At 75.8% G+C, this 25,463-nt stretch carries 23 protein-coding genes; 6 read left to right on the forward strand and 17 right to left on the reverse strand.

Going from position 1 to position 25,463, the window contains the following annotated elements; translation table 11 throughout:
* Nucleotides 1–304: 304 nt before the first annotated feature.
* Nucleotides 305–2,416, forward strand: coding sequence for an ATP-binding protein (locus tag ABD345_RS11500; RefSeq protein WP_344551882.1), 2,112 nt, complete (start codon nt 305–307; stop codon nt 2,414–2,416).
* A 71-nt stretch (nt 2,417–2,487) separates the two neighbouring features.
* Here ABD345_RS11500 and ABD345_RS11505 read toward each other — a convergent pair whose 3' ends face one another.
* From ABD345_RS11505 to ABD345_RS11515, 3 genes are all read right to left on the reverse strand, one after another.
* Nucleotides 2,488–3,042 carry a methylated-DNA--[protein]-cysteine S-methyltransferase gene (locus ABD345_RS11505; protein WP_344551883.1) on the reverse strand — a complete coding sequence of 185 codons (555 nt, stop codon included), beginning with the start codon at nt 3,040–3,042 and terminating at the stop codon, nt 2,488–2,490.
* The gene (locus ABD345_RS11510) at nt 3,039–4,646 is read right to left on the reverse strand and encodes an AlkA N-terminal domain-containing protein (RefSeq protein ID WP_344551884.1); all 1,608 of its coding nucleotides are present in this window, start codon (nt 4,644–4,646) and stop codon (nt 3,039–3,041) included. Before ABD345_RS11510 ends, ABD345_RS11505 begins: the two co-directional genes overlap by 4 nt.
* 176 nt (nt 4,647–4,822) lie before the next feature.
* Nucleotides 4,823–5,329: a MarR family winged helix-turn-helix transcriptional regulator gene (locus ABD345_RS11515; protein WP_344551885.1), complete on the reverse strand. Its 507-nt coding sequence runs from the start codon at nt 5,327–5,329 to the stop codon at nt 4,823–4,825.
* A gap of 192 nt (nt 5,330–5,521) precedes the next feature.
* Here ABD345_RS11515 and ABD345_RS11520 point away from each other — a divergent pair, with 192 nt between their 5' ends.
* Nucleotides 5,522–6,949, forward strand: a complete 1,428-nt coding sequence (locus ABD345_RS11520; protein WP_344551886.1) for an MFS transporter — start codon at nt 5,522–5,524, stop codon at nt 6,947–6,949.
* A 120-nt stretch (nt 6,950–7,069) separates the two neighbouring features.
* Here ABD345_RS11520 and ABD345_RS11525 read toward each other — a convergent pair whose 3' ends face one another.
* The 3 genes from ABD345_RS11525 to ABD345_RS11535 all read right to left on the reverse strand — a co-directional run bounded on the left by ABD345_RS11525 (nt 7,070) and on the right by ABD345_RS11535 (nt 9,218).
* Complete coding sequence (locus ABD345_RS11525) at nt 7,070–7,801, reverse strand: DUF305 domain-containing protein (protein WP_380272840.1); 732 nt, start codon at nt 7,799–7,801, stop codon at nt 7,070–7,072.
* Complete coding sequence (locus tag ABD345_RS11530) at nt 7,798–8,529, reverse strand: thioredoxin-like domain-containing protein (RefSeq protein WP_344551887.1); 732 nt, start codon at nt 8,527–8,529, stop codon at nt 7,798–7,800. The genes ABD345_RS11525 and ABD345_RS11530 overlap by 4 nt, the downstream gene beginning before the upstream one ends.
* A 113-nt stretch (nt 8,530–8,642) precedes the next feature.
* Complete coding sequence (locus ABD345_RS11535) at nt 8,643–9,218, reverse strand: hypothetical protein (RefSeq protein WP_344551888.1); 576 nt, start codon at nt 9,216–9,218, stop codon at nt 8,643–8,645.
* Between the two features lie 299 nt (nt 9,219–9,517).
* Here ABD345_RS11535 and ABD345_RS11540 point away from each other — a divergent pair, with 299 nt between their 5' ends.
* Nucleotides 9,518–11,095 carry a PP2C family serine/threonine-protein phosphatase gene (locus ABD345_RS11540; RefSeq protein ID WP_344551889.1) on the forward strand — a complete coding sequence of 526 codons (1,578 nt, stop codon included), beginning with the start codon at nt 9,518–9,520 and terminating at the stop codon, nt 11,093–11,095.
* Nucleotides 11,096–11,332: 237 nt separating this feature from the next.
* On the opposite strand, the gene ABD345_RS11545 is transcribed toward ABD345_RS11540, so the two are convergent.
* The 3 genes from ABD345_RS11545 to ABD345_RS11555 all read right to left on the reverse strand — a co-directional run bounded on the left by ABD345_RS11545 (nt 11,333) and on the right by ABD345_RS11555 (nt 13,061).
* Nucleotides 11,333–11,935, reverse strand: a complete 603-nt coding sequence (locus ABD345_RS11545; RefSeq protein ID WP_344551890.1) for a TetR/AcrR family transcriptional regulator — start codon at nt 11,933–11,935, stop codon at nt 11,333–11,335.
* A gap of 60 nt (nt 11,936–11,995) precedes the next feature.
* Nucleotides 11,996–12,208, reverse strand: coding sequence for a hypothetical protein (locus ABD345_RS11550; protein WP_344551891.1), 213 nt, complete (start codon nt 12,206–12,208; stop codon nt 11,996–11,998).
* Between the two features lie 94 nt (nt 12,209–12,302).
* Complete coding sequence (locus ABD345_RS11555; RefSeq protein WP_344551892.1) at nt 12,303–13,061, reverse strand: GntR family transcriptional regulator; 759 nt, start codon at nt 13,059–13,061, stop codon at nt 12,303–12,305.
* Nucleotides 13,062–13,174: 113 nt separating this feature from the next.
* Between ABD345_RS11555 and ABD345_RS11560 the strand changes: the two genes are divergently transcribed.
* Nucleotides 13,175–13,411 carry a hypothetical protein gene (locus ABD345_RS11560; RefSeq protein WP_344551893.1) on the forward strand — a complete coding sequence of 79 codons (237 nt, stop codon included), beginning with the start codon at nt 13,175–13,177 and terminating at the stop codon, nt 13,409–13,411.
* Nucleotides 13,412–13,492: 81 nt separating this feature from the next.
* On the opposite strand, the gene ABD345_RS11565 is transcribed toward ABD345_RS11560, so the two are convergent.
* The 4 genes from ABD345_RS11565 to ureA all read right to left on the reverse strand — a co-directional run bounded on the left by ABD345_RS11565 (nt 13,493) and on the right by ureA (nt 17,742).
* The gene (locus ABD345_RS11565; RefSeq protein WP_344551894.1) at nt 13,493–14,104 is read right to left on the reverse strand and encodes a class IV adenylate cyclase; all 612 of its coding nucleotides are present in this window, start codon (nt 14,102–14,104) and stop codon (nt 13,493–13,495) included.
* 99 nt (nt 14,105–14,203) lie between these two features.
* Nucleotides 14,204–15,250 carry an agmatine deiminase family protein gene (locus ABD345_RS11570; protein WP_344551895.1) on the reverse strand — a complete coding sequence of 349 codons (1,047 nt, stop codon included), beginning with the start codon at nt 15,248–15,250 and terminating at the stop codon, nt 14,204–14,206.
* Nucleotides 15,251–15,281: 31 nt separating this feature from the next.
* A complete protein-coding gene (locus ABD345_RS11575) occupies nt 15,282–17,003 on the reverse strand; it encodes an urease subunit alpha (RefSeq protein WP_344551896.1) in 1,722 nt (573 codons plus the stop codon).
* Between the two features lie 28 nt (nt 17,004–17,031).
* Nucleotides 17,032–17,742, reverse strand: a complete 711-nt coding sequence (ureA, locus tag ABD345_RS11580) for an urease subunit gamma (protein ID WP_344551897.1) — start codon at nt 17,740–17,742, stop codon at nt 17,032–17,034.
* 283 nt (nt 17,743–18,025) lie between these two features.
* Between ureA and ABD345_RS11585 the strand changes: the two genes are divergently transcribed.
* Entirely contained in the window at nt 18,026–18,520 is a 495-nt protein-coding gene (locus ABD345_RS11585) for an ATP-binding protein (RefSeq protein WP_344551898.1), read from the forward strand.
* 239 nt (nt 18,521–18,759) lie between these two features.
* The gene (locus ABD345_RS11590) at nt 18,760–20,961 is read left to right on the forward strand and encodes a SpoIIE family protein phosphatase (RefSeq protein ID WP_344551899.1); all 2,202 of its coding nucleotides are present in this window, start codon (nt 18,760–18,762) and stop codon (nt 20,959–20,961) included.
* A gap of 203 nt (nt 20,962–21,164) precedes the next feature.
* Here ABD345_RS11590 and ABD345_RS11595 read toward each other — a convergent pair whose 3' ends face one another.
* The 4 genes from ABD345_RS11595 to ABD345_RS11610 all read right to left on the reverse strand — a co-directional run bounded on the left by ABD345_RS11595 (nt 21,165) and on the right by ABD345_RS11610 (nt 25,255).
* Entirely contained in the window at nt 21,165–22,187 is a 1,023-nt protein-coding gene (locus tag ABD345_RS11595) for a DUF2637 domain-containing protein (protein WP_344551900.1), read from the reverse strand.
* A 165-nt stretch (nt 22,188–22,352) separates the two neighbouring features.
* Nucleotides 22,353–23,168, reverse strand: coding sequence for a (2Fe-2S)-binding protein (locus ABD345_RS11600; protein WP_344551901.1), 816 nt, complete (start codon nt 23,166–23,168; stop codon nt 22,353–22,355).
* A 95-nt stretch (nt 23,169–23,263) separates the two neighbouring features.
* Nucleotides 23,264–24,133 carry a hypothetical protein gene (locus tag ABD345_RS11605; protein WP_344551902.1) on the reverse strand — a complete coding sequence of 290 codons (870 nt, stop codon included), beginning with the start codon at nt 24,131–24,133 and terminating at the stop codon, nt 23,264–23,266.
* 264 nt (nt 24,134–24,397) lie between these two features.
* On the reverse strand, nt 24,398–25,255 hold the full coding sequence (locus ABD345_RS11610; protein WP_344551903.1) for a hypothetical protein: 858 nt from the start codon (nt 25,253–25,255) through the stop codon (nt 24,398–24,400).
* Nucleotides 25,256–25,463: the final 208 nt, after the last annotated feature.

The raw sequence follows: 25,463 nt of genomic DNA on the forward strand, positions 1-25,463 counted from the left end.
CCCCGGTCGGGCCGGGGCCGCCGATCGCCACCGGGGCGGGTGCGACGGTCGCGGGGGCGGGGGCCGAATCGTCCGGGGGGCCGGGACCTGGGCTTTCGGGAGCGGGAGGCGGCGGGACGCCGGGAAGGCGGGCCGCCCGCCGGTGCCCCCGCCGTCCCGGCGCGCCAGGGAACGCGGTCCGCTCGGCAGGTGTGCCCGGGGCGGGAGACCGGACCGGTGGCGGGTGGTGCGGCGGGCCGTGCCGATCGGCCGCGCCCGTCGGTCCGGCGTCGATCCAGCATCGATCCAGGGGAGGAATGAGCAGGTGGAAGGCACTCGCAACTCCATCACCGGACAGGTCAGGCTCGAAGGCGTCGCGCTCCAGGCGGGCGACATCCACGGGGGCGTGCACGTCCATTCGCACGCTCCGGCGCTGCTTCCAGTACCCCAACAGCTTCCGCCCGCTCCTGCGCGCCTCCGCGGGCGCGGGGCGGAACTCGCCGCGCTCGACCGTGAGTTGCACGCGCTTCCGGTGCCGGGCGGGCGCTGCCTGGTGCTGGCCGGGCCGCCGGGAGTCGGGAAGAGCGCGCTGGCGGGCCACTGGTTGCGGGCCCGGGCCGCGGCCTTCCCCGACGGCCTGTTCTACGCCGACCTGCGCAGTCACGCGCCGGGCGGCCCGGCCGATCCGGTGGAGGTCCTGGGCGCGTTCCTGCGCGCACTGGGCCTCTCCGGCGTGCCCGCCGAGCCGGGTGAGGCGGCCGCGCTGTGGCGCTCCGCCACCGCGCACCGGCGGATCGGCCTGCTGCTGGACAGCGCCGCCACCGCCGCCCAGGCCCGGGTGCTGCTGCCCGGCTCCGAGCACTCGGTCGTGCTGGTGACCAGCCGGACCAGACTGCCCGGGCTGGTCCTGGACGGTGCCGGGTTCCTCCAGGTCGGCCTGATCGACCGGTCCGCCGCCGTCGAACTGCTGGTGGACCGGGTCGGCGCCGACCGGATCGCGGCCGAACCGCTGGCCGTCGACCAGGTCGTCACCCGGTGCGCGGGACTGCCGCTGGCGGTCTGCGTGGCCGGCGCCCGGATGGCCGCCCGGCCGCGGCAGTCCCTGGCCGCCACCGCCGAGGCCCTGCGCACGGAGACCGACCGCCTCGGCGAACTGCGCCTGGACCGGGACCGGGCCGTGCAGGCGGTGCTGGACGCCTCCTACCGGATCCTCGACCCGGCCGCGGCCCGGCTCTACCGGCTGCTCGGTCTGCTGCCGGTGCCCGAGTTCACCGCGGCGCTGGCGGGGGCGGCGGCCGAACTCCGGCCCGCCGAGGCGGCCCGGCTGCTGGAGGCGCTGGGGGACGAACACCTGCTGGAGGAGCCCGACGACGGCCGCTACCGCTTCCACGACCTGGTGCGCCTGCACGCCCGCGGGCACGGTACGAGCGACGAGCCGCCGCAACTGCGCCGGGCCGTGGTCCGGCGGGTGGTGGAACACCTGCTGGCCACTGCCACCGCCACCGAGCGGCTGATCAGCCCGAGCCGCCGTCCACTGCCCCGCAGCTACGACCAACCCCCGCTCTGCGTACCGGAGTTCGCGGACGAGGGAGAAGCCCTGAGCTGGCTCGACCGCGAGCGGGGGCAGCTCGGCGCGGCCCTGCGGGCGGCGGCCGACGCCGGGCAGAACGCCCTGGTGTGGCAGCTCGCGGACGCCATGTGGCCGCTCTTCCTGCGCCTGCGCGCTTACGAACTCCAGCTGGAAGCACACGAGTTGGGGCTGGCTGCAGCGCGCGCGGAGGGGAACCGGGCGGCCGAGCAGCGGATGCTGACCTCCGGCGGGCACGGACTGCGCAACGCCGGCCACTTCGCCGAGGCGGCCCGCTGGTACGGCGAGGCGCTGGAACTGGCCCGCGCCATGGCGGACCCCCGGGCCGAGGCCAACGCCCAGTACGGAATCGGCCAGTCGCACCGGATCGCGGGTGAACTCCCCTCCGCCCGGCGGGCCTTCGAGGAGACCCTGCGGCTGCGGGAACTGGTCGGCTACCCCCGGGGCACCGCACTCGCCCGGATCGCTCTCGCCGAAGTCGCCCTGGCCGACGCCGACCTGCCGGAAGCGGTTGCACAACTCGCCAGAGCAGAAGCCGAGTTGACCGCTCTCGGTGACCACTACGAGGCGGCCCGGGCGCTCGCCCTGACCGGTGAGGCCCGACTCGCCGCCGGGCACCTCCCGGAGGCCCGGCAGACGCTGGAAGCGGCCCTCACCGTGTTCCGGGCCGCCCGCTCGGCGCTCTGGGAGGCCCGCGTCCTGGAACTGCTGGGGACCCTCGCCGAACGCGAGGGCGACCACCGGGCGGCCCGGGAACACCTGGAACGCGCCCTGGAGCTGTACCGGGCGGTGGCCGCGCCCAACGCCGAACCGCTGGCCCGGCGGCTGGCCGAGCCACCACCGCACTGACCGGCCCGGCCGGGCGGGCCGAGCCGCCGCCGTGCCGAACGGCCCCCGGCGGCGCCGGCCGGCCCCGGGCCTCAGAACAGCCGGTCGCCGCTCTCGTGCGCCAGCAGCCAGCGCTTGGCGTCGATGCCCGCGGCGAAGCCGGTGAGGCTGCCGTTGGCGCCCATCACCCGGTGGCAGGGGCGGACGATCAGCAGCGGGTTGGCACCGACCGCGCCGCCGACGGCACGTACCGCGCGGGGGGACTGGCCCGCGACGTCGGCGAGTTGGCCGTAGGTGAGGGTGGTGCCGTACGGGATGTCGTCCAGGGCGTCCCAGACCTGCTGCCGGAAGGGCGTGCCGACGGGGGCGAGCGGCAGGTCGAAGGTGGTGCGCTCGCCCGCGAAGTAGGCGGTGAGCTGCTCGACGGCGGGCGCCAGGGCGTCGGCGTCGGGCTGCCAGTGGGCGGCGGGTTCGGCGAGCGCGCCCTTCTGGCCGGGGGCGGTGACGGCGGCCAGCGCGAAGGTGCCGTCGGCGTGGCGGGTGCCGCTGAGCAGCAGGGTGCCGAGCGGGCTGCCCATGGTGGTGAACACGGTGGTGGGCGCGGTGCCGGCCTCGGTGGCGGGCGCGGCGGTGGGCGCGGTGGTCATGACTGGTCCTCGCGGGTGTTGCGGGTACGGGGTGCGGCGTTGCGGGTGCGGGGTGCGGTGCCGTGCCGGGCGGCGGCGGCCGCCCACAGGTGGTGCAGGGCGTAGGAGCGCCAGGGCGCCCAGGCGGTGGAGCGGTCGGCGGCGGTGCGCGGGTCGCCGTTCTCGCCGAGGGCGCGCAGGCCGTCGCGGACGCCGATGTCGGTGGGGAGGAACACGTCCGGGTCGGCCAGCGCGCGCATCCGCAGGTAGCCGACCGTCCACGGGCCGATGCCGGGCAGCGCGAGCAGTTCGGCGGCGGTCCGTTCGCGGTCCACCCCGCGGTCGAGCCGGACGGTGCCGTCGGCGAGCGCGGCGCACAGGCCGAGCAGGGCCCGGCGACGGGCGTTCGGCATCGCCAGCTGCTCGGGGTCGGCGGCGGCCAGCGCGGCGGCGGTCGGGAACAGCAGCCGCAGGCCGCCGTCGGCGGTCGGCAGCGGGGTGCCGTAGCGCTCGGCGAGCCGTCCGGCCAGGGTTCGGGCGGCGGCCACCGTGACCTGTTGGCCGAGCACCGCGCGGACGGCGAGTTCGTGCGGGTCGACGTGGCCGGGCGAGCGCAGTCCGGGGCGGGCGGCGGCCAGCGGGGCCAACAGCGGGTCCGCGGCGAGCCGGGCGTCCACCGCGTCCGGGTCGGCGTCCAGGTCGAACAGGGCGCGCAGCCGGTGCACGGCCGTGGTCAGGTCGCGCAGGTCGGTGAGAGTCAGCCGGCAGTCCAGCCACCCCCGGTCCGGCCGGTCGCCGGGCCCGAGCCCGTCGACCTCGGCCAGGCCGTGCCCGTACGGGAGGGCCAGCGTGCGCCGGTAGGTGCGGGTGCCGGGGGTCGGGCCCCCGACGACCTCCTCGACGCCGGGGACGGCCCGCAGACCGAGGAAGTCGATCAGGTGGTCGGTGTCGATCACCCCCCGGTAGGCCAGTCGCAGGCCGAGCGTGCCGCCCGCGGCGGGGGCGCGACGGTGGCCGCCGGGTTCGGTGCGCAGGGCCGACGGGGTGCGGTCGTACACCTCGCGAATGGTGTCGTTGAACTGCCGGACGGAGGCGAAGCCGGCCGCGAACGCCACGTCGGTGACCGGGAGTTCGGTGGTCTGCAGGAGCAGCCGGGCGGTCTGCGCGCGCTGCGCCCGGGCCAGCGCGAGCGGGCCCGCGCCGAGCTCGGCGGTCAGCTGCCGCTGGAGCTGCCGGGAGCTGTAGCCGAGCCTGCCGGCCAGCCCGGCGACGCCCTCCCGGTCGACCACGCCGTCCCCGATCAGCCGCATCGCGCGGCCGACCAGGTCGGCCCGGTGGTTCCACTCGGGCGAGCCGGGCACCGAGTCCGGCCGGCAGCGCCGGCAGGCCCGGTAGCCGGCGCCCTGGGCGGCGGCCGCGGTCGGGTAGAAGGTGCAGTTGGTGCGCTTGGGGGTGGTGGCCGGGCAGCTCGGACGGCAGTAGATGCCGGTGGTCCGCACCGCCGTGAAGAACACCCCGTCGAAGCGGGCGTCCCGGCTGCCCACGGCCCGGTACCTGGTCTCGTCGTCGATCACGCCTTCCAGTCTGCGCGATCCCGGAAGCACCGACTGGCGGGATTCGGACATCGCCGTGGCGGCCCGTTCGGCGGGCTGGAGCCGGCGTGCAGGAGTTCGGCGCCGGAGCCGCCGCGCCGGAGCCGCCGCGCCGGAGCCGCCGCGCCGGAGCCGGTGCTCCGGAGCCGCCGCGCCGGAGCCGGTGCTCCGGGCCGGGGCGGAGCAGGGGCGGGCCGGGCCGCAAGGCCTCAGCGGGTCGGGTCGGCGCCGGCGAGGGAGCGGGCGAGGAGGTCGAGGCCGGGGAGGGCGCGCATGACGGCTTCGCGGTCGGCGGGGGTGAGGCTCTCCAGGGCGGTGGCGAGGCGGCGTTCGTGGGCGCTCTGCCAGTCGTGCAGCTGCTGGTGGCCGGCTTCGGTGAGGGCGATCCGGGCGGTGCGGCGGTCGCCGGGGTCGGGTTGGCGGTCGACCAGGCCGGCGTCCAGGAGCTTGGAGATCAGGCCGCTGACGGTGTTGGGGGCGAGGCGTTGGCGGGCGGCCAGTTCGCCGACCCGCAGCGGGGAGGCGGCGAGCGTCTGGAGCAGTTCGACCTGGGCCATCGGCAGTGCCTCCCAGGGGAATTCTGAGCGGATCGAGCTCCGCAGCGCCCGGCGCAGCCGGGTGATCACGTCGGTGAGCTGCTGCGCCCCGGCGAGTGCGTCGTCGCCCGCGGCCACGGGGCCGGACGGGTGCGGGGCGGGCTGGGGCTGCGAAGACATGCCGGACAGCGTAGCGCCCGGCAACCGCGGGGCTACCGGGAGTCCACCCGTCGACCGGCCGGAACGGCGTGCTGTCCGGTGCGTGCGGGGGCGGGGGCGCGGGGGCGGGGCGGCGGACCGGCCGCCGGGGCGATTGATCGGGGCCGGAACTGCTCCTTGAACGATTATGTCGGGAACAGATATGTTCGGCTCATGGCTGAACCCGCGGCCGCCTCCCGGCTGCTCGACACCCTCCAACTCGCCGAACGCCCCCGCCCCCGCGCCGTCGCCCGCTGGCCGCACGCGCACTGGCTGGCCGTCGGCACCGTCTGCCTGGGCGCCTTCCTCGGCCAACTCACCGCCAGCGTCACCTCGTTGGTCTTCCCCGCGCTGGAAGGACACTTCGCCGCCCCCTTCGCCGCCGTCGAATGGGTCTCGCTGGCGTACCTGCTGGTCCTGGTCGCGCTGCTGGCCCCGGTCGGGCGGCTCTCCGACCTGATCGGCCGCAAGACCGTGTACCTGGGCGGGTTCGCGGTGTTCGCCGCCGCCTCGCTCGGCGCCGGACTGGCCGGGAACCTGGGCGTGCTGATCGCCTGCCGGGCCGTGCAGGCGGTGGGCGGCGCGATGATGCAGGCCAACAGCGTCGCCCTGGTCGCCCGCGGCGTGCCCGAACGGGCGATGCGCACCGCGCTCGGCGTGCAGGCCGCCGCCCAGGCGCTCGGCCTGGCGCTCGGCCCGACCCTCGGCGGCCTGCTGGTCGCGCACGCGTCCTGGCGCTGGGCGTTCTGGGTCAACGTGCCGATCGGCGTGCTCGGGATGCTGGCGGGCTGGTTCCTGCTGCCGCGCACCTTCCCCGACGGCCGCGGCCCGGCCCGGACCGCGGACCGCGAGGGACGGTTCGACCTGGCCGGACTGCTGCTGCTGGCCGCCTCCTCCACCGCACTGCTGCTCGCCCTGTCCGCCGCCTCCGGCCTGCCGCTGCCCGGCTGGGCGGTCGCCGCGCTGCTCGCCGCGGCCGCCGCAGGCACCCTCGCCCTGGTCCGGCAGGAGCGCCGCGCCGACCGCCCGCTCGTCCCGCCCGGCCTGGTCAACACCCCCGGCATCCGGGCCGGCCTGCTGGTCGCGCTGATCGGCTACCTGCTGCTGTTCTGCCCGCTGGTCCTGGAGCCCGTCGTGCTGGCCGGGCACGGCACCGGCACCACCGCCGCGGGCGCCGCGATCACCGCGCTGCCCGCCGCGTTCGCCCTCGCCGCCACCGTCGGCGGCGCCCTGCTGCCCCGCCGCTGGAGCGACGCCGCCCGCTGCCGCTGCGGCGCGCTCACCGCCGCCGCCGGACTGCTCGCCCTCGCCGCGCTGCCCGCCCCCGGCCCCTGGACGTCGGCCGGGCCGCTGCTGCTCACCGGCTACGGCCTCGGGCTGCTGCTGCCCGCCAACAACGCCCTGGTGATGCGGGCGATCCCCGCGCAGAGCTCGGCCGTCGGCGGCGGACTGGTCAACATGGTGCGCAGCCTGGGCACCGCGCTCGGCACCGCGCTGCCGGTACTGGCCGTCCACCAGGCCGGACCGGCGGCCGGCGGCCGGGTCGTCCTGCTGCTGCTCGCGGCGGTCGCCGCGCTGGCCGTCCGGCTCTGCAGGGGCTGAACGGGGGCGAGCGGGCGGGAGACGAGGGGGAGCGGTGCGCGGGAACGCCCGAGGGCGCCGTCCGGTGGTCGGGTCGGACGGCGCCCTCGGGCGTTGCGGTGCGCTCGGCGCCGCGGCGGCTCAGGGCGCGGGCTGGGCGCCGCGCTCGGCGAGCATGTCGGTCATCAGCTGGATCTCGGCGTGCTGCGCGTCGACCATGCCCTGGGCGAGCCGCTTCTCCGGGGCGTTGGTCCCCGCGTCCACGTACGCCTGGGCCATCTCCGCGCCCGCCTTGTGGTGCTTGATCATCAGCTGCAGGAAGAACACCTCGGCGTCCTTGCCGCTGAGCGAACGGAGCTCGTCCAGCTCGCTGTTGGTCGCCATGCCGGGCATCAGCGAACCGTCGTGCGCCTCGTAGCTGTGCCCCATCCAGGCCATCGGCTTGGCGGTGGTGCTCTGCGACAGGCCCCACTGGTCGAGGAAGCCCATCAGCATGCCGCGCTGGTTGGCCTGCGTGTTGATGATGTCGAACGCGAAGCCGCGGACCGCCTCGTCCTGGGTGCGGTCCCGGATGATGAACGACATGTCGATGGCCTGCTGGTGGTGCGTGGCCATGTCGCGGGCGAACCCGGCGTCCGCCGAGTCGGTGGCCGGAGCCGCCGAGGCGGTCGCCGCGCTGCCGGACGCGGGCGTGCTGCCCGAGACCAGCGCCGGGACGCCGAGCCCGAGCGCCACCACGGCCGCCAGCGCGGCGGGCCACCAGAACGCCCGCCGACCGCGCCGACCGGCCGTCCGCGCCGACCCGTCCGCGTGCTCCTCGTCCGGGTGCTCCTCGAACTCCTGCTCCGGCTCGCCGGCGGGGGCGGCCGTCACATCTGCCCCGAGCTGCAGCTGGCGCCCTGCTCCAGGGTCTGCGGGCCCTGCACGAACTTGGCGAAGAAGGTCTCCACCCGCGGGTCGCTGGCCGAGTCCACCACCAGCTGGTTGCTCCACGCGGTCAGCGTGATGGTGCCCGGCTCGTCCGGGTACGGGCTCATCAGGCTGTACGGGGTGGCCTTGACCTTGTCGCTGAGGGTCTTGATGTCGTCCGGGGTGGCCTTGCCGTTGTAGGTGACCCAGACCGCGCCGTGCTCCAGCGAGTGCACCGCGTTCTCGTTCTTGACCGGCTTGTCGTAGACGTTGCCCATGCAGGTCTGCCAGACCGGGTTGTGGTCGCCGCCGACCGGCGGGGTCTGCGGGTACTTCACGTCGGTCTGGACGTGGTTCTGGGTGAGCTTGCCGAAGGTCTGCAGGCCCGGGATGTCGGCCTTCGCGGCGTCGTCCTTGGCCTTCTGCGCGGCGTCGGCCGAAGCCTGCGCCGCCGCCGCCTTCTTGTCGCTCTTGTGCTTGGCGTCCAGCGCCAGCCAGGTGCCGCCGCCGATCATGGCCAGCACCAGGGCGGCCGAGATGCCGATGGTCAGCGCCTTGTTGCGGCGCTCGCGGCGCTGCTCGATGGCGCGCAGCTCGGCGATCCGGGCCCGGCGGTCGGCCTGCTGGGCGGACTTGCTGCCCGGCTTGGGCTGCTTGCCGGTGGGGTTGGACTGCTTCGAGGCGGAACCCATGGGTGTCTTCCTTGTCCCCGCCGTGGCGAGCACGGCGGTCTGCGGTGGGGTGGGGGCAGCGGAGCCGACGGCCTCCCCGCCGGGCGGGGCGCAGACCGTGCGGTGGGTTCCGCTCAGGACCGGTGAACCTGCAGGACGTGCAGGTCGGGTGCGTGGTGCGACCCCGTCGGAACGCCGCCGACCGAGGCGGCGGGCGTCAGCGGCGGGGCGACCAGCAGCGGGCGGACGGCGGTGCCGGGCTGCGGAGGCGCGTTCGGCAGCTGCGAGTCCGGCCCGCAGAAGGGGTGGTTGGAGCAGCCGTGACCGGGCACCGGGCCCGGGGCCTCCGCGGTGCACAGGATGAACTCCGCGCCGCTCGTGCCGACGGCGTTCGTGCCGGCCGTGTCCGAGCCGGCGGGGTCCGTGCTGCCGGCGTCCGCACCGGCGGCGTCCGCGGCCACCGGCCGGTGGTGCGACGGTGCCGTCCGGCCCGACCGGGCGTCCGGGTGGGCGGCCGCCGTCCGGACCGTCCCGCTGGACGGCCCCGCTACGACGGACGCCCCGGCCGGACGCGCGGACGCGCCGGGCGACTCCTGACCGGGGGACGGGGCACCCAGCGTCCGGGCGCTCGCCGTGCTCGCCGCGCACGGCAGCAGCGCGAGCAGTGCGGCCAGCAGCACGGACCACAGCACCGCCACCGGACGGAGCACCGCGCATGCGGGCCCTCCGGGGCGAGTACGAGATCCTGGCGCGGCCATGCGCACATATTAATCAGCCGATCGGGTGAAGCGATGCCCCCCTCGGCCTCTCATTTTCCGGCCGAACGCCCCTCGCCCCCGTCCCCGAAGGCCCTGTTCGAACCCGTCCGGACCGGCCCCGTTCCCGTTCCGCCACCGATGGCCGGAACCCTTCCCGGGCGTCCGCGCGATGTTCCGAATCCCGGACACCGTCCGAGTCCTTCGGAAGAATGACCTGACGTCCGGCCCCCTCACGGATCAGGAGCGGTCAGTTGAACGAGCAGGGCGCACCCAGGCAGCCCCGTCCCGACGACACCTGGTGGCACACCGTCTACGCGGGCCCCGCCGACACCCTGCCCGACACCCCGGCCGCGAACACCGACACCGGAACCGTCGACGACTGGTTCACCACCGCCGCCGGACTCATCGCCCCGCAACGCCGTCCCCCGCAGGACGCCCCGGCGGCCGAGCCGGGGGCGGGGGAAGTGTCCGAGCCCGAGCCCGAGGCGGCGTTCGAGCCCGAGGCGGCGGTGACGGAGCCGGAGGCGGTGACGGAGCCGGAGGCGGACGTGGTCGGGGGAGAGACGCCGGTCGGGCCCTCGCCGCGGAGTTGGGCGGAGGCCGCCTGGCCCGACTTCAAGCCGAACTTTTCGAAAGAACCGGTCGCGGAGCCGGTGGACGAGCCGGACGTGGAGCCGGTGGCGGCCGCGGTGACGGAGGCGGGGCCGGTCGTGGAGCCGGTCGCGGGGCCGGTGGTGGAGCCGGCCGGGCCGGTGCCGACGCCGACCCTGACGGACTTCGCGGTGGCCGAGCCGGAGCCGGAGCCGGTGGTGGAGCCGGAGCCGGTCGCCGAGCCGGAGCCGGTGGCCGAGCCGGTGGTGGAGCCCGGGCGGGCCGCGCCCTGGCTTGGGCGTCCGCAGGCGCCCGCGGTGCCGCACGTGGGGGAGCGGCCCCCGACGTACGCGCCCGAGCCGACCGCGCTGGCCGCCGCCGATCCGGCCGGGCTGGCCGTGGTGGTGCCCGACACCGCCATCGACGGCGCCCAGTTCGCGGGCACCACGCTGCGGGCGGTGTCCATCCGCGGCGACTCGGCCCGCTACCGGGGCGAGCCGCGCACGGACGCGCTGCTCACCGTCCGGTTCGGCGAGGGCGAGGAGGCGCTGGTGCTGACCGTGCTGGCCGCGCCCGCCCGCCGGGCCAACGCCCAGTGGGGGTCGGCGGCGGCCGCCGAGTCGGCCCGGCAGCTCGCCGCGGCGATCGGCCGCAGCCGGGCCGAACTCGCCGCCGACCTGCGGGCCGGGGCCCGGGACCGCCTCCGCTACGGCCTCCAGCGGATCGCCCTGCAGTCCGCGGTGCAGCTGCGCAGCGCGGCGGAGGAGGCCGCGGAGGAAGCCGCACCGGAGGGTGCCGCGCCGTCCGGCCTGCCGCCCGAGGAGACCGCCTCGCTGCACTGCCTGCTGATGTCCGCCGATCCGGCCGCGACCCACCGCGCCGCGTTCGGCACCGGCCCCGGCGGGCTCTACCTACTGCGCTCGGGCCACTGGATCGACGCCTACGCCGCCCGGCTCCTGCACCACCCCGACGGGCAGCCCTCGCTGCCGCCGGCCTCGATGCCCGCGCCCCGGCCGTTCCGCTTCCGGCTGGTCCCGGCGACCTCCGGCGACATCCTGCTGCTCTGCACCCCGGGCCTGGCCGTCCCGGTCGCCGAGGAACCCGCGGTCGCCCACTTCCTCTCCAGCCACTGGGCCCACCCGCACCCGCCCGGCACCGTCGACTTCCTCCGCCAGATCCAGGTCCGGGCCAAGGGCTACGCGGACGACCGCAGCGCGGTGGCGGTCTGGACGGACTGAGCGGGAACGTGCGCCCAGGGGCCCGGGAGAGCACCATCAGGGGCCCGGGGAACGGCGGGTCGATGCTGCTGACGGCCGGAGCCCATCGGTGTGTCCGTGCTGCTGCGTGTCTTGAAGAGAACCCGAAGCCGATGCGCGCTCCGGCAGTGAACCTCGCGCAGACTGGGCCTCGCCGTTCCCCGAGCCCCTGGTTTCGCTCTCGTGAGCCCCTGGTGGTGCCCTCCCCTACAAGCCCGGCTACACGCCCAGCAGGGCGTGCGCCGCGGAGGTCGCGTGGGTGAGGGCGGCTTCGCGGGTGGTGCCGGGGAGGTCGATGGCCAGCGGGATGGCGAGGCCGTCGAGGAGGGCGCGGAGCTGGGTCGCGCGGGTGGCGGCGGGGGTGGTGGCGGGGAGGACGCCGGTGCCGCGGCCCTCGTCGAGGAGCGCGGTGAGGTCGTCCTGCCAGGGGGTTTCGATGTCGAGCTGGCCCCGGCGGAGGTCCGCGGTGCCGGGGGAGCGGCTCCACACCTCGATCCACAGGATCCAGCGCGGGTCGCCGGGGCCCTCCGGGAGGTACAGCTCCAGGTAGCGGGCGAGCCGTTCGAGGACGGGCACCTCGCGGCGGGCGAGTTCGCGGCTGCGGCGCTCGCCGAGCTGGGTCTCGCTCCAGCGCAGGGTCTCCAGGAGGAGCTGGTCCTTGCTGCCGAAGTAGTAGAGCAGGTGGCCGGCGCTCATGCCGAGCTGCTCGCCGAGGCCGGCCATGGTGAGCCGGGCCAGGCCGTGTTCGGCGATCGCGGTGCGGGCGGCGGCGTAGACCTCTTCACGGGGGCGGGCCGGCCGGCGGGTGCGGGGCTGCGCCATCCGTACTCCTCGGTGCGTTGCTGTTCGGGACCAGTCTCCCGCACGGGGTCGGGGCGGAGGTCACCAGCCGCCGTGTTCGCGGCTCTCGACGGTCTCCCGGCGGCCGTCGGCGAGCCCGGCGCGGTAGGCGCGGCGGAGCAGGGCGGCGGCGCGGACGGGATCGAGGGCGGGGGCGAGGCGGAGGAGTTCGGCGGTGAGGTCGGCGAGGCCGGTGGGGTCGCCGTGGTGGGCGGGGGTGCGGGGGGTTTCGGGATCGGGGTGTGCGGTGGCCATGCCTCCATCACACCGCTCCCCGGCGGGGTCCGCCCGGCCGGGGAACGGGAGGGGAGCGGGAGCGGTGGCTGGGACGGTGGCGGGGCCCGCCGGTTCAGGCGCCGGGGCGGCGGCCGTACTGGGCGGCCAGGAGTTCGCCGGGCAGGACGAGGTCGGCGGTCTCGACGGGACGGCCGGTGGCCCGGTCGTAGTGGGTGCGCCGGATGGCCAGCGCGGGGGCGCCGGGCAGCCGGTCGAGGGCCTGGGCCTCGGCGCGGGTGAGGGTGCGGGCGGTGACCAGTTCGACGGGGTCGCCGACCTCGATGCCGATGACGGCCATCCGCGCGGCCACGCCGAGGCCGATGTACGGCCCGGCCTCGGGCAGCACGATCAGGTGGTGGCCGGTGACGGACATCGGCTCCCAGGACTCGGCGAGGTACCCGGGTTCGCCGTCCACCAGGTAGAGGTACGAGGTGTGCATCAGCGGGGTGCCGGGTGCGACGTCGAGGCGTTCGGCGGTCTCCGCGGTCGCGGCCTCGGTGGTGGACTGGCTGCGCAGCCCGGGGAGGGCGCCCTGTTCGGCGAGGAAGGCGTGGTCCGGCCCGGGCCCGTCGGCCGCGGGGCGGCGCACCAGGGTGCGGCGCGGTTCCTGCGGGCGGACGAAGTAGCCGCGCCCCTGCTTGGCGAGCAGCACGCCCTCCTGCTCCAGCAGCCGGTACGCGGACTGGCCGACGCCGTGCGAGAAGCCGTACTGGGCCTGGAGGTCGGCCAGGGACGGGAGTTGGCTGCCCGGCGGGAACTCGCCGGCGGCGATCCGGTCCCGGACCTGCTCGGCGACCTGCAGGTAGGCGGAGGGTCCGCTGGTGGTCGTCATGGATCGTCCTCCGGAGGTGTGCGGTCCAGCCGATCGGTGACACAGTATCCCCCGCCGCACTACTCTACGTGTAGGGCTTGGCCGTATCCGTACACCCGGGGGAGTGGTGGCGAGTGGTGCAGATCAGCGCGCGGGCGTCCGAACTGCGGGCGGCGATCGAGCGGGCCACCGGCTTGCGGGCGGACGTGCGGCTCGCCGTCGGCAGCACCAGGATCAGCATCCCCTCCCCGCCCGAGTCCGCCCCGACCTGGAGCGAACTGCTCAAGGCGCTGCGCACCGCCGACCGCTGGGGCTCCGTCACCGCGGACGGGCGGACCGTCGTCTGGGCCCAGGTCGAGGACCGGCCCTGAGGGCCGGCCCGGCGCGCCCCGGCCGCTCGGCGGCGGTGCGGAAGATGGCCGGAAAACGCCGAGCCGGGAGCTGATGCACCGTCAGATCCACTCTGCCGGGCCGGAGTTGAACCCATCGTGGGCCCGCTCCGGCGGTCGGGCGGCGGCGACCGCGTCGGTGTACAGCTCGGTGGTGAGGTCCCGCTCGGTGATCCCGAGCCCGTGCAGCACGCCCCGCACCACGGCGAGGGCGGCCGGCAGGTCCGCCGGGTCCGCCGCCGACGTCTCGACCTCCAGGAAGGTGCCGTCGATCTCGGGCACCCGCACCAGGGTGGCGAGCAGCCGCCGCCCGTCCGCCGTGAACCCGTAGTTCCGGCAGTGCTTCTCGAACGCGATCCGCGGCAGGTGCCCGAGCCCGCGCAGGATCGCGTGGGCGGCCGCGGGATCGTCCACCCCGGTCTCGTGCTCCGGCTTCGACCCGGACGCCTCGTCCACCCGCGCCCCCTTGTACGTCAGCACCGTACGGGTACGGCCGCCGCCGTACACGGTCCGGATCCGCAGCTCGCGGTCGCCGCTCGTCAGCAACCCGGCCGGGTCGTCGTAGTAGGTGTCGCGGTACACCTCCCCCCGGCCCGGGCCGTACGCCGCCTCCAGCGCGGCCAGCACCCCCTCGGGGTCGTGCACGCGGGCCTTCAGTTCGGCTTCGATGGCCACCTGGTCCTCCGTCGGACGATGGGTGCGGAGTTCCACGCCATCATCCCCGCCGGGCGACCGCGGCGACCGCGGCGACCGCCCGGCGGGGACGGGCCGGGGTCAGGGGCGGGGCTGCTGCTGGGTGATGCAGTGGATGCCGCCGCCGTTGGCGAAGATCTCGCGGGCGTCGACCAGTTCGACGGTGCGGTCGGGGTACGCCTTCTCCAGGACCGCCTTGGCCTGTTCGTCGCGCGGGTCGTCGAAGGCGCAGAGCAGGACGGTGCCGTTGGCCACGTAGTGGTTGATGTAGGAGTAGTCGACGGGTTCGCCGTCCTCGTCGAACAGGACGGTGGGGGCGGGGAGTTCGATGACCTCCAGGGTGCGGCCACGGGCGTCGGTGGCGGTGCGCAGGAGGTCGGCGAGTTCCCGGCAGACGAGGTGGTCGGGGTGGGCCGGGTCGGGCTGGGAGTGGACGACCACGGTGCCGGGGCGGACGAAGGCGGCGACGATGTCGATGTGGCCGCGGGTGCCGAACTCGTCGTAGTCGCGGGTCAGTCCGCGCGGGAGCCAGATCGCCTTGGTGGTGCCGAGGTGGGCGTGGAGTTCGGCCTCGACCTGCTCGCGGGTCCAGTCGGCGTTGCGGCCCTCACCGAGTTGGACGGTGTCGGTGACCAGGACGGTGCCCTCGCCGTCGACGTGGATGCCGCCGCCCTCGTTGATCAGCCGGGAGGCGAAGCGCCGCGCGCCGGTGAGCCCGGTGACGTGCTCGGCGATGTCCCGGTCCTTGTCCCAGCGGGCCCAGGACTGGGCGCCCCAGCCGTTGAACACCCAGTCGGCGGCGGCGAGTTCGCCGTTCTGACCGAGCAGGAAGGACGGGCCGATGTCGCGCATCCAGGCGTCGTTCAGCGGCCGTTCGACGATCTCCACCTCGGGGGCGAGGTAGCGGCGGGCGTCCGCGCCCTCGCCGGTGTTGGCCACCAGGGTGACCGGCTCGTACCGGACGAGGGTGTTGGCGACCTCGGCCCAGGCGCGGCGGGCGGCGTCCAGCTGCTCGGCGCCGTCGAAGGTGGGGTTGGCGGTGGGGAAGGCCATCCAGGTGCGCTCGTGCGGGTGCCACTCGGCGGGCATCCGGAAGCCGAGCGAGGCGGGGGTGGGGGAGCTGGTCATGAGGGTGGAGTCCTAAGCGGGGGAAGGGTGTTCAGAGGAAGTAGAGGCGGCTGAGCGAGACCGAGTCGGCGGGCTCCGAGCGCAGCGGTTCGCCGTCCAGCGAGACCAGCCCGGTCTCGGAGACGTCGACCCGGCCGGTTCGGCCGTTGCGCAGCATCGAACGCGGCCCGATGCCGCGCGTCCCGCGCACGCCCACCCGCCGCCTGCGGGTGGGGAGTTGGTCGCCCGCGACGTCCAAGTAGGCGGAGTCGGCGGCGGCCTGGGCGACGAAGGCCACCGAGAGGTCGGCGGCGGTGGCCCCGTGCGCGCCGAACTGCGGTCCCAGGACGAGGGGTTCGCAGCGGTCGGTGGAGGCGTTCGGGTCGCCGACCACGCCGTACGCGGGGAAGCCGGCCTTGAGGACGAGTTGCGGCTTGGCGCCGAAGTGGTCGGGGCGCCACAGCACGATGTCGGCCAGCTTGCCGGGTTCGATCGACCCGATCTCGTGCGAGAGGCCGTGCGCGATCGCCGGGTTGATGGTCAGCTTGGCGATGTAGCGCAGCACCCGCTCGTTGTCGTCGCCGCCCTCGGCCGTCCCGTACGAGCCGGTGCCGTCGAGCGGGCCGAGTTCGGCCTTCATCTTGCCGGCCATCGCGAAGGTCCGGCGGACCGTCTCGCCGGCCCGGCCCATGCCCTGGGCGTCGGAGGAGGTGATGCCGATGACGCCGAGGTCGTGCAGCACGTCCTCGGCGCCCATCGTCCCGGCCCGGATCCGGTCGCGGGCCATCGCGGCGTCGCCGGGCAGGTCGGGCTTGAGGTCGTGGGCGGAGACGATCATGTCGTAGTGCTCGCCCAGCGCGTCCCGGCCGAACGGGAGGGTCGGGTTGGTGGAGGAGCCGATGACGTTCGGCACGCCCGCCATCTTCAGCACGTTCGGCACGTGGCCGCCGCCGCAGCCCTCGATGTGGAAGGCGTGGATCGTCCGGCCCTCCAGCACCGCGAGGGTGTCCTCGACCGACAGGCACTCGTTCAACCCGTCGGTGTGCAGGGCGACCTGGACGTCGTACTGCTCGGCGACCCGCAGCGCGGTGTCCAGCGCCCGGGTGTGCGCGCCCATGTCCTCGTGCACCTTGAAGCCGGAGGCGCCGCCCTCGGCCAGCGCCTCCACCAGCGGCGCCGGGTCGGAGGACGAACCGCGGCCCAGGAAGCCGATGTTGACCGGCCAGGCGTCGAAGGCGTTGAACGCGTGCCGCAGCGCCCAGGGCGAGTTGACGCCCACGCCCCAGACCGGGCCGAACTCCTGGCCGATGACCGTGGTCACCCCGGAGGCCAGCGAAGCCTCCATGATGCGCGGGGAGAGCAGGTGCACGTGGGTGTCGACGGCGCCCGCGGTGGCGATCAGGCCCTCGCCGGAGACGATGGTGGTGCCGGTGCCGACCACCACCTCCACCCCGTCCAGGGTGTCCGGGTTGCCCGCCCGGCCGATCGAGGTGATCCGGCCCGCCCGGATGCCGATCGAGGTCTTCCGGATCCCCAGCACCGCGTCGATCACCAGCACGTTGGAGACCACCACGTCGCAGGTGTCCCGGACCGCGGCGGGCTTCAGGTGCAGCCCGTCCCGGGCGGTCTTGCCGAAGCCGGCCAGGAACTCGTCGCCCGGCGCCTGCGAGTCCGACTCGACCCGGACGATCAGCCCGGAGTCGCCGAGCCGGACCCGGTCGCCCGCGCGCGGGCCGTGGACCGAGATGTAGTCGTGCGGGGTGATGGCGCTCATGCGGGGTCCTTCCGGGGGCAGAGGGGGGTCACTGGGCCGGCTCGCTGTCGTCGAACTCGGTCAGGTAGCCCGTCGCCCGGGCCTTCGCCAGCGCCGCGGCCTTCGCGCCCGGCGCGTCCAGCGGGCCGTCCACCAGCCCCGCGAAGCCGATCGCCACCCGGGCCCCGCCGATCGGCACCAGGCCCACCTCGACCGTCGCCCCCGGGTCGAAGCGCACCGAGGAGCCGGCCGGCACCGCCAGGTGGGTGCCGTACGCGGCGGCCCGGTCGAAGGCCAGCCGCGGGTTCGACTCGAAGAAGTGGAAGTGCGAGGTCACCGAGATCGGCACCGCGGCGGTGTTGTGCACCGGCAGCAGCAGGGTCTCCTCCACCGGGTCGTACCCCTCGCCCGCGCCCGGCAGCGCCGCGCCCGGGGCGTCCTCGCCCAGCGAGCCCGCGCCGCGGAACGGGTCGGTGACCACCGCCAGCCGCGTCCCGTCCTCGAACACCGCCTCCACCTGCACCACCGTCACCACGTCCGCGACGCCGGGCAGCACGTCCGCGGCGCTCAGCACCGTCCGTCCGGCCTCGATCGCCTCGGCCAGCCGGCGGCCGTCGCGGGCCGCCTCGCAGACCGCGTCCGCGATCAGCGCGGTCGCCTCCGGCACGTTCAGTCGCACGCCGCGCGCCCGTCGGGCGCGGGCCAGCTCGGCCGCGGTGAAGATCAGCAGCCGGTCCCGTTCAGTGGGGGTCAGTCGCACGGTGCCTCGCTCAGAGGGGGTCGCGGGGGTGGTCGGTACAGATGTTAGAACGCCGTTCAAACATAGCACCGCCGACACTCCAGGCGCAGGGGGAGCCCTTCCGGCGGGAACGGCGGGGCGCGCCCCCGGCGGTGCCCCCGTGAGCCCCCGGCGGGGCCCGCTTCGCCCGGGGAGGGGTTTTCCGGTGGTGGAGTGGGCAAGAGGAAGGCGAGAAGCGGCCATCGGACCCGGCCGGGGGACCGGGGCGGCCGTCCCGGAACTACGGCGGGGGCGTAAGAGGTTGATGGACGGTCAGGCAAGGTTTCCGCGACAGCGGTCGGCCACGTGGCGGGAGGGCGCCGAGTACCGGGGGCCGGCGCACGGGGCCCCGGCGGCGTACCAGCCCGCCTGCGCGCTGCACCGCCGACTGCACGCCGCCCTGGACGCGGCGGACCTGCCGGCGGTCGGGGCGATCCGCCGCCGGCTGCGGGCGGCGCTGGACCACTGGGGCGTCCCGGAGGAACTGGCCGACACCGCGGAGCTGCTCGCCTCCGAGCTGGTGACGAACGCGCTGGTGCACACCGACCGGGGGGCGGTCTTCGACGCGGTGCTGACCGAGGAGTCCCGGCTGCGGGTCGAGGTGCAGGACGGCGCGGCGCGGGTGCCCGGCCGACGCGCGGCCGCCGAGACGGCGACCTCGGGGCGCGGGCTGTTCCTGGTGGAGGCGCTGGCGGACGACTGGGGCGTGCAATTGCGGGCGGACGGCAAGACCACCTGGTTCGAGCTCTCCGCGGCCTGACCGGGTCGGCGGAGGGGGGAATTCCGGGGCCGCGGCGCGGGCCGGCCCGAGTGAATATGCCACGGGCGATCGTGTGCGATCCGTACCGTTCGGCGCACCGGCATTGCCGCCTTGCCGAACATACGAGAGGCTAGTGAGAATGTGTGCCAGTAGGCACACGCAACCATCGCGGTCCGGCCGGCCCAGTAGGGGACACGGGAACACCAGCGGCCGCCACGCAAGGCACCGGCAGGAGAAGCATGGCCACAGAGCCCGAGGCGCCTGGGCCCGCCCGCCGCACCCCGCCCGCCCAGGCCACCAGGAACGAGAGCACCGGGAACCCGCTGCGCACCGCCGTCGGCCCGCCCGCCGCCGGCCGGACCGTGCCGGCGCCCTCCGGCCGCGGCCTGCCCACCCGCACCGGGGACTCCAGCCCCGAGTGGCTGGAACCCGCGATGGCCGCCAACGGCATCGGCTCCTTCGACTGGGACATCCGCCGCGACGTGCTGGTCGGCGACCAGCGCGCCTGCACGATCCTCGGACTGGTCGGCCAGCCCTTCGACCGGACCTCCGCCGCCTTCCTGTCCCTGCTGCACCCCCAGGACGCGCCCGTGGTGCGCCGCCGGGTCGAGCGCGCCGTCGCCGAACTCGGCCAGTGCGGCGCCTACTACCGCACCGTCTTCCCGAACGGCGAACTGCACGCCGTGCGCTTCCGCGGCCGGGTCCTCGCCGACGCCTTCGGCCGCCCGTCCCGGATGGTCGGCTTCGTCTGGGACGCCACCGTCGAACTGCACAAGCGCGAACGCGCCGACGAACAGGCCCAACTGCGCGAGGAGCGCTCCCGGTTCATCAAGGAGGCCGCCCGGGCGCTCTCCGAGGCCGTCACCGTCCGGGACGTCGCCCGGGTCTTCACCGAACTCCCGCTGCCCGGCCTCGGCCCCGACGGCCTCGCCCTGGCCTCGCTGGAAGCCGGCCGGATCGCCCTGCTCGGCTCCAGCGGCTACCGCAGCCGGCTCAGCGACCAGTTCGACCGGATCCCGCTCGCCCCCACCCACCCCGCCGCCGAGGCGATCCGGCAGCGCGCCCCGATCTTCGTCTCCAGCCGCGAGGAGTACCAGGAGCGCTACCCCGAAGCCTGGGACTGGGCCGAGGAGAGCGGCCGCTCCTCCTGGGCGTTCCTCCCGCTGGTCGCCAGCGGCCGCCCCACCGGCGTCTGCGTGGTCTCCTTCGACGACGCCCGCGAGCTCGACGCCGACGAGCGCACCCTGCTCTCCACCCTCGGCGGCCTGGTCGCCCAGTCCCTCGCCCGGGCCCGCCTGCACGACGCCGAGCACGAACTCGCCGCCGGCCTGCAGCGCGTCATGCTGCCCCGCACCGTCCCCGCCGTCCCCGGCGTCAGCACCGCCGTCCGCTACCTCGCCGCCGGCTCCGGACTCCAGATCGGCGGCGACTGGTACGACGTCGTCCCGCTGCCCGGCGGCCACGTCGGCCTGGTCATCGGCGACGTCCAGGGCCACGACGTGCACGCCGCCGGCATCATGGGCCAGCTGCGGATCGCACTGCGCGCCTACGCCGCCGAGGGCCACCCGCCCGCCGCCGTGATGGCCCGCGCCTCCCGCTTCCTCGCCGACCTCGACACCGACCACTTCGCCACCTGCACCTACGCCGAGGTCAACGTCGACTACGGCGTCGTCTACGCCGTCCGGGCCGGCCACCTCGACCCCGTGGTCCGCCGCGCCGACGGCACCGCGCACCCCGTCCCGGTCTCCGGCGGCCTCCCGCTGGGCGTCGACCCCGACGAGGAGTACCGGGTCACCCGGTTCAGCCTCGACCCCGGCGAGACGGTCGTGCTCTGCACCGACGGACTCGTCGAAGCCCGCGACATGGACCTCGACACCGGGTTCGCCCGGCTCTGCGCGACCGTCTCCGGCAGCCTCCCCGGCATCGACGAGTCCCCCCGCGAACCGCTGGAGGAACTCGCCGACCGGATCGCCTCGCAGGCCGCCGACACCAGCGAACGCGAGGACGACATCGCGCTGCTGCTGCTCCGCTGGGACGGCCCGGCCGGCGGCCGCGCCGCCCAGCAGCTGCGCCGCCGGATCGGCCAGGCCGACCTGGCCCGGATCGCCGAACTGCGCGGCGAACTCCGCGACGCGCTGCGGCGCTGGGGCGTGCCCGACCTCATCGACACCGCCGAACTGCTCTCCTCCGAACTCGTCACCAACGCGATCCGGCACACCGACCGGGACGCGATGTTCACCGCCCGCCTCTACCAGGAGCACGGCCGGGCCCGGCTGCGCGTCGAGGTCGAGGACGAGTCGGACCTCTGGCCCACCCGCCGCACCCCCGGCGAGCAGGCGTCCTCCGGCCGCGGACTGATGCTGGTCGAGGCGCTCGCCGACACCTGGGGCGTGGAGCCCCGGGGGACGGGCAAGCGGATGTGGTTCGAGCTCAGCAGTTAGGCAGACGAAGGGGAGCGAACCAGGGGCTCGGGGAACGGCGAGGCCGTGGCTGCGGGCGGTTCACTGCCGTGGCGTGCGTCTGCTTCGGGTTCTGTTCGCGGCACGCAGCAGCACGGACCTTCGGTGGGCTCGGGCCGTCAGCAGCATCGACCCGCCGTTCCCCGGGCCCCTGAATGTGCGTCCCGCTGTTCTTCACGACCTGCTCAGCCGAACTGCTGCTCCAGGTCCTTGAGCTTCTGCTCCAGGGAGTCGAGCCGGGGCAGGGTCACGGTGTCCTCCTCGGGGGTGAGGTCGATGACGCTGCGGTGGGGGGCGGGGGTGGCGGGGTGGCCGGTGGGGGTCGCTATGGCGGGCTCCGTCGGGGTGGCGGGGGTGGTGGGGGCGGCGGCCGGTTCGAGTTGGCGGGCGGCGCGGTGGCGCCAGCCGGAGCCGGGCTGGCGGCCGATGGCGCGGATCTCGGCGCGTTCGCGGCGGGAGGCCATCCGGCGGCGTTCGCGGTCCTCGGCGGCGGTCCGCTTGTCGTCGCGGACCTCCTCGACCGCCTCGTCCAGGGTGCGGACGCCCTCCAGCAGCATCAGCGACCACGCGGCGTAGGTCTCGCGCGGGGCGCGCAGCCAGCGGACCACCCGGATCTGCGGGAGCGGGCGGGGCACGAGTCCCTGCTCGCGGAGGGCGGCCACCCGGGTCTGCTTGAGGGCGCGGTCGAAGAGGACGGCCGCGGAGAGCGACATGCCGGCGAAGAACTGCGGGGCGCCGTCGTGGCCGAGGCCGCGCGGGGCGTGCACCCAGTTGAACCAGGCGGACGCGGCGGCGAACAGCCACACCAGCAGGCGGGAGCCGAGCGCGGCGTCGCCGTGGCTGGCCTCGCGGACGGCGAGGACGGAGCAGAACATGGCCGCGCCGTCGAGCCCGAACGGGACGAGGTACTCCCAGCCGCCGGAGAGGCCGAGGTTCTGGACGCCGAAGCCGACCAGCCCGTGGAAGGAGAGCGCGGCGGCGACCGCGGCGCAGCAGAACAGCAGCAGGTAGGAGGCCCCGCCGTAGAGGGACTCGGTGCGGCGGCGGCGTTCCTCGGCCCGCTCCCAGGCGGAGTCCGGCCCGCTGCCGGTGGTGGTGGCGTTGGCCGGCCCGGTGCGGCTGCGGGCGAAGGCCAGCAGGGCGATGACGGCCAGCAGGACGGCCGTACCGGCGACGGCCCAGCCCAGCGGTATGTCCGACAGTCTCATGACCTGATCCAGCCTCGCTTTCCGGTCGTGATGGCGGGGACCATCATGGCGGAGAAATTCGGCGATCAAGGCGGGATCGGGGGCATTACCCCGTTAGGGGGGAATTTCGGCGGGGTCAATGAATTATCGTCAGACCGGTGTTGCCCCGGGGGCGTTCCCGCGGCGCTACCGGGCGCGCGGGCAGCTGACGCAGAGTTCGGCGGGGCGGACGGTGTAGTACAGACAGCAGCTGACCCGGGTCCGGGACCGGGCGCCGGCCGGGCCGCGGAAGCCCGGCGTGCCGACGAACGGGGCCGCGGCGGCGTCGCCGGTCAGCAGGGCCTCCAGTTCGGCCACCGCGCGGGGCTCCTCGCCGAGCAGCCCGGCGGCGTACCAGAGGCCGTCCACCACGTCGTCGGTGACCAGCGCCCACAGGGTGCGCGGGCCGCGGCGCACCGCGGGGCGGAAGGAGTCGAGCAGCGGCGCGAAGTGCTCGGCGAGCGCGGTGCGCAGGGCGGCGTCGAGCGCCGGGCGGTCCGGGACGACCAGGGCGTCCGGGCGGGCGGCCGCCGGGTCGTCGGGCAGGCAGTGGAAGCCGGCCGGGCGGGCGGTCAGTTCGCCGGTGCCGCGGTTGATCGAGACCCGGGACGGCGGCAGCAGCGGGACCCGGCGCTCCAGCAGCCAGGGCAGGGTGAAGGCGAGCGCGACCGGCCAGGCGTAGCGGTGCAGGCTGAACCCGGCGGTGACGTCCGGACGGGTCGGGGCGCCGTACAGGTCGAGGCCCAGCCGCTCGTCGAAGGCGATCATCGCGTCCAGCGCGGCCCGGTCGCCGGCCAGCGCGGTGGCGGTGGTCCAGCCGGGGCCGGTGCGCGGGGCGGCGTGGTGGATCCGCAGGTCGGGGAAGGCCCGGCCCAGGCGCAGCCAGCTGTCCCGGCAGGGGAGCGCGTCGAGGGCGGCGGTGCGGGGGGAGGCGGGGGACTGCTCGACCTGGTAGGTGGTCACGCGGGCTCCCTGGGTGGTGCTCCCGGGAGCGGGCCCGGGCACGGCGAGGTGGACCTGCCCGGGCTGCTGTTCACCCCGGGCAGGTAAGGCTCACCTTAGCTGATGCCGTGCCGCAGGTCGCGCCCGATGCCGCCGTCCGTGCTGCCGCCGTCCGTGCTACCGCTGCCCGTGCGGCCGCCGTCCGTGGGGCCGCCGTCCGTGCGGCCGGCGCGCGGGGAGCCGGCGTCCTGGGGGCCGGGCTGCGCCGGGACCTGGGCCAGCCGCCGCGCCAGCCACACCGGCACCCCGCCGAGCGCCTGCACCAGCCGGGACGCCTCGGCCCGCAGCCGCTCCGCCTCGGCCGGGTCGGACACCTCCGCCAGCGAGGCCAGCGCCGGGGCCACCCCCACCGTGAAGCCCAGTTCCTCGCGCAGCCGCAGCGAGGCCGTGAACCCCGCGCGCGCCCGCTCCCGGTCGCCCGCCGCCCGGGCCAGGCCCGCCAGGTGCCGCCAGGTCGAGGAGCGCAGCAGGTCGTCCCCCCGCTCCCGGGCCCCCTCGTGCGCCCGGGCGTACGCGCTGTGCGCCGCCGCCGGGTCGTGCAGCAGGTTCTCCGCGACCAGCCCCCGGCGGAAGTCCAGCAGCGGACGGCCCGGCGCCCGCGGCGCCAGCAGCGCGGAGGTCCGCCCCAGCGCGGCCTGCGCCTCGTCCAGCCGGTCCCGCCGGCCCAGCACGCTCGCCACGTACGCCAGGAACCCCCGGGCGCAGGACGCCGCCGCGCGCGCCTCGATGCCCGCGACCGAGGCTTCGGCGTGCCGCAGCGCGTCCTCCGCGCGCTCCCAGTGGTCCGCGGTGAACAGGCACTGCTCGATCAGGAGTTCCGCCCGCTGGAGCGCCGCCGTCGGGTCCCGCCCGGCCTGCGGGCGGAGCAGGTCCGCGGCCTCCTGCCAGCAGCCGCGCGACCGCAGCCGCCAGACGACGTCCGCCATGCCCCCCGGGCCAGTACCGTGCACCGACAACGCCACCTCCTTGTGCGCGCCATGCAACGTCCCGCCGGCCCGAGGGCCCGCGTCGTGGCGGCAATTCAACACGCGCGGGAGCTTGTGCACCAGATCACGAGCGCGAGGAAATCCGGAACGGCCCGATCCGGACGGTGGTCGTCGGGGACGTGCGACGGGGGGCCGCCGGGGGTCCGGCGGGCCGCCGTCAGGGGCGTCCCCGGTGGCGCGCGGCGGGGCCGCGCGGGCGCGGCGTCAGGACGTCCAGCCGGTCTCCATCAGCGCCTCGGCGGCGCCGTTCGACGGCTGCGGGATGCCCGCCGCGTCCAGCGTGAACAGCGCCACCAACAACTGCTCGCCGCGCACCGCGGTCTGCCGGGAGTACCCCGAGACGGTGAACATGGCGGCCGCGACGTCCTCGCTGTGGAGCGTTTCCAGCCACAGGCACTCCACCGCCTTCACGTCGGCGGGCTCCGTCCAGGTGTCCACCCGGGCCACCATCCGGCTGCCCAGCAGGGTGGTCGAGTCGCGCTCCTGACCGGGCGTCAGCTCCAGGTCGCAGAAGCCCAGCCACTGCAGGTACCGGGCCGCCGTCAGCACCGCGTCCTGCGGCGTGCGCACCGGCTGCGGCCGGAACGGTTGGCGCAGCGCCCGGGCCGCGCCCGAACCGGCCGCCAGCGGGCCCGGCGCCTGGGCGGGCGGGGCCGGCGGCACCGCGGTGGTGTACGGACGGGCGCTCTCCACCGGCCGGCTCGACCGCGCGTCGGTGCTCTGCAGCCGCGGCACCCGGTCCACCGGCAGCCGGACCGTCGCCCCGCAGTCGCAGGTGAACTCCGGCTGCGGCCACTGGTCGCTGCGCCCGCAGTGCGGACAGCGCATGTTCAGCCAGGAGTCCTCCCAGGAGCGGAACCTGACCTGCACCGGCACCCCGCCGCGCAGCAGCGGCACCCGCAGCTGCGCCCCGCACGGGCACGGCAGGCTCGGCGGCTCGTACCGGTGCTCCGCCCGGCAGGCCGGGCAGCGCAACTGGCTCGCCCCCGACGGCGAACCGGGGGAGAAACCGGTGGGCACCGCGTCCGCGGTGGCGTCGGCGGCATCCTCGGGCAGCGGCATGGCGGTCACCGTCCGTTCGGGTCGACTGGGAGGGAGGTCCTTCCATCCTGGCCGATCGGGGGCCCGGCCGCCGCGGAATGAGGGATTCCTACAACGGAGTTGAGGTGGCGAAAAGGTGAGCGAACGGTTGCGCGCCGGGGGCGTGCGCGGTCGTACGGGACGCCGGTGCCGGGCGGGGCGCGAGAGCCCCGACAGGACTCGATGACGG

Origin of the sequence: Kitasatospora saccharophila (assembly GCF_039529925.1) — a bacterium.
GTDB classification, from domain to species: domain Bacteria; phylum Actinomycetota; class Actinomycetes; order Streptomycetales; family Streptomycetaceae; genus Kitasatospora; species Kitasatospora saccharophila.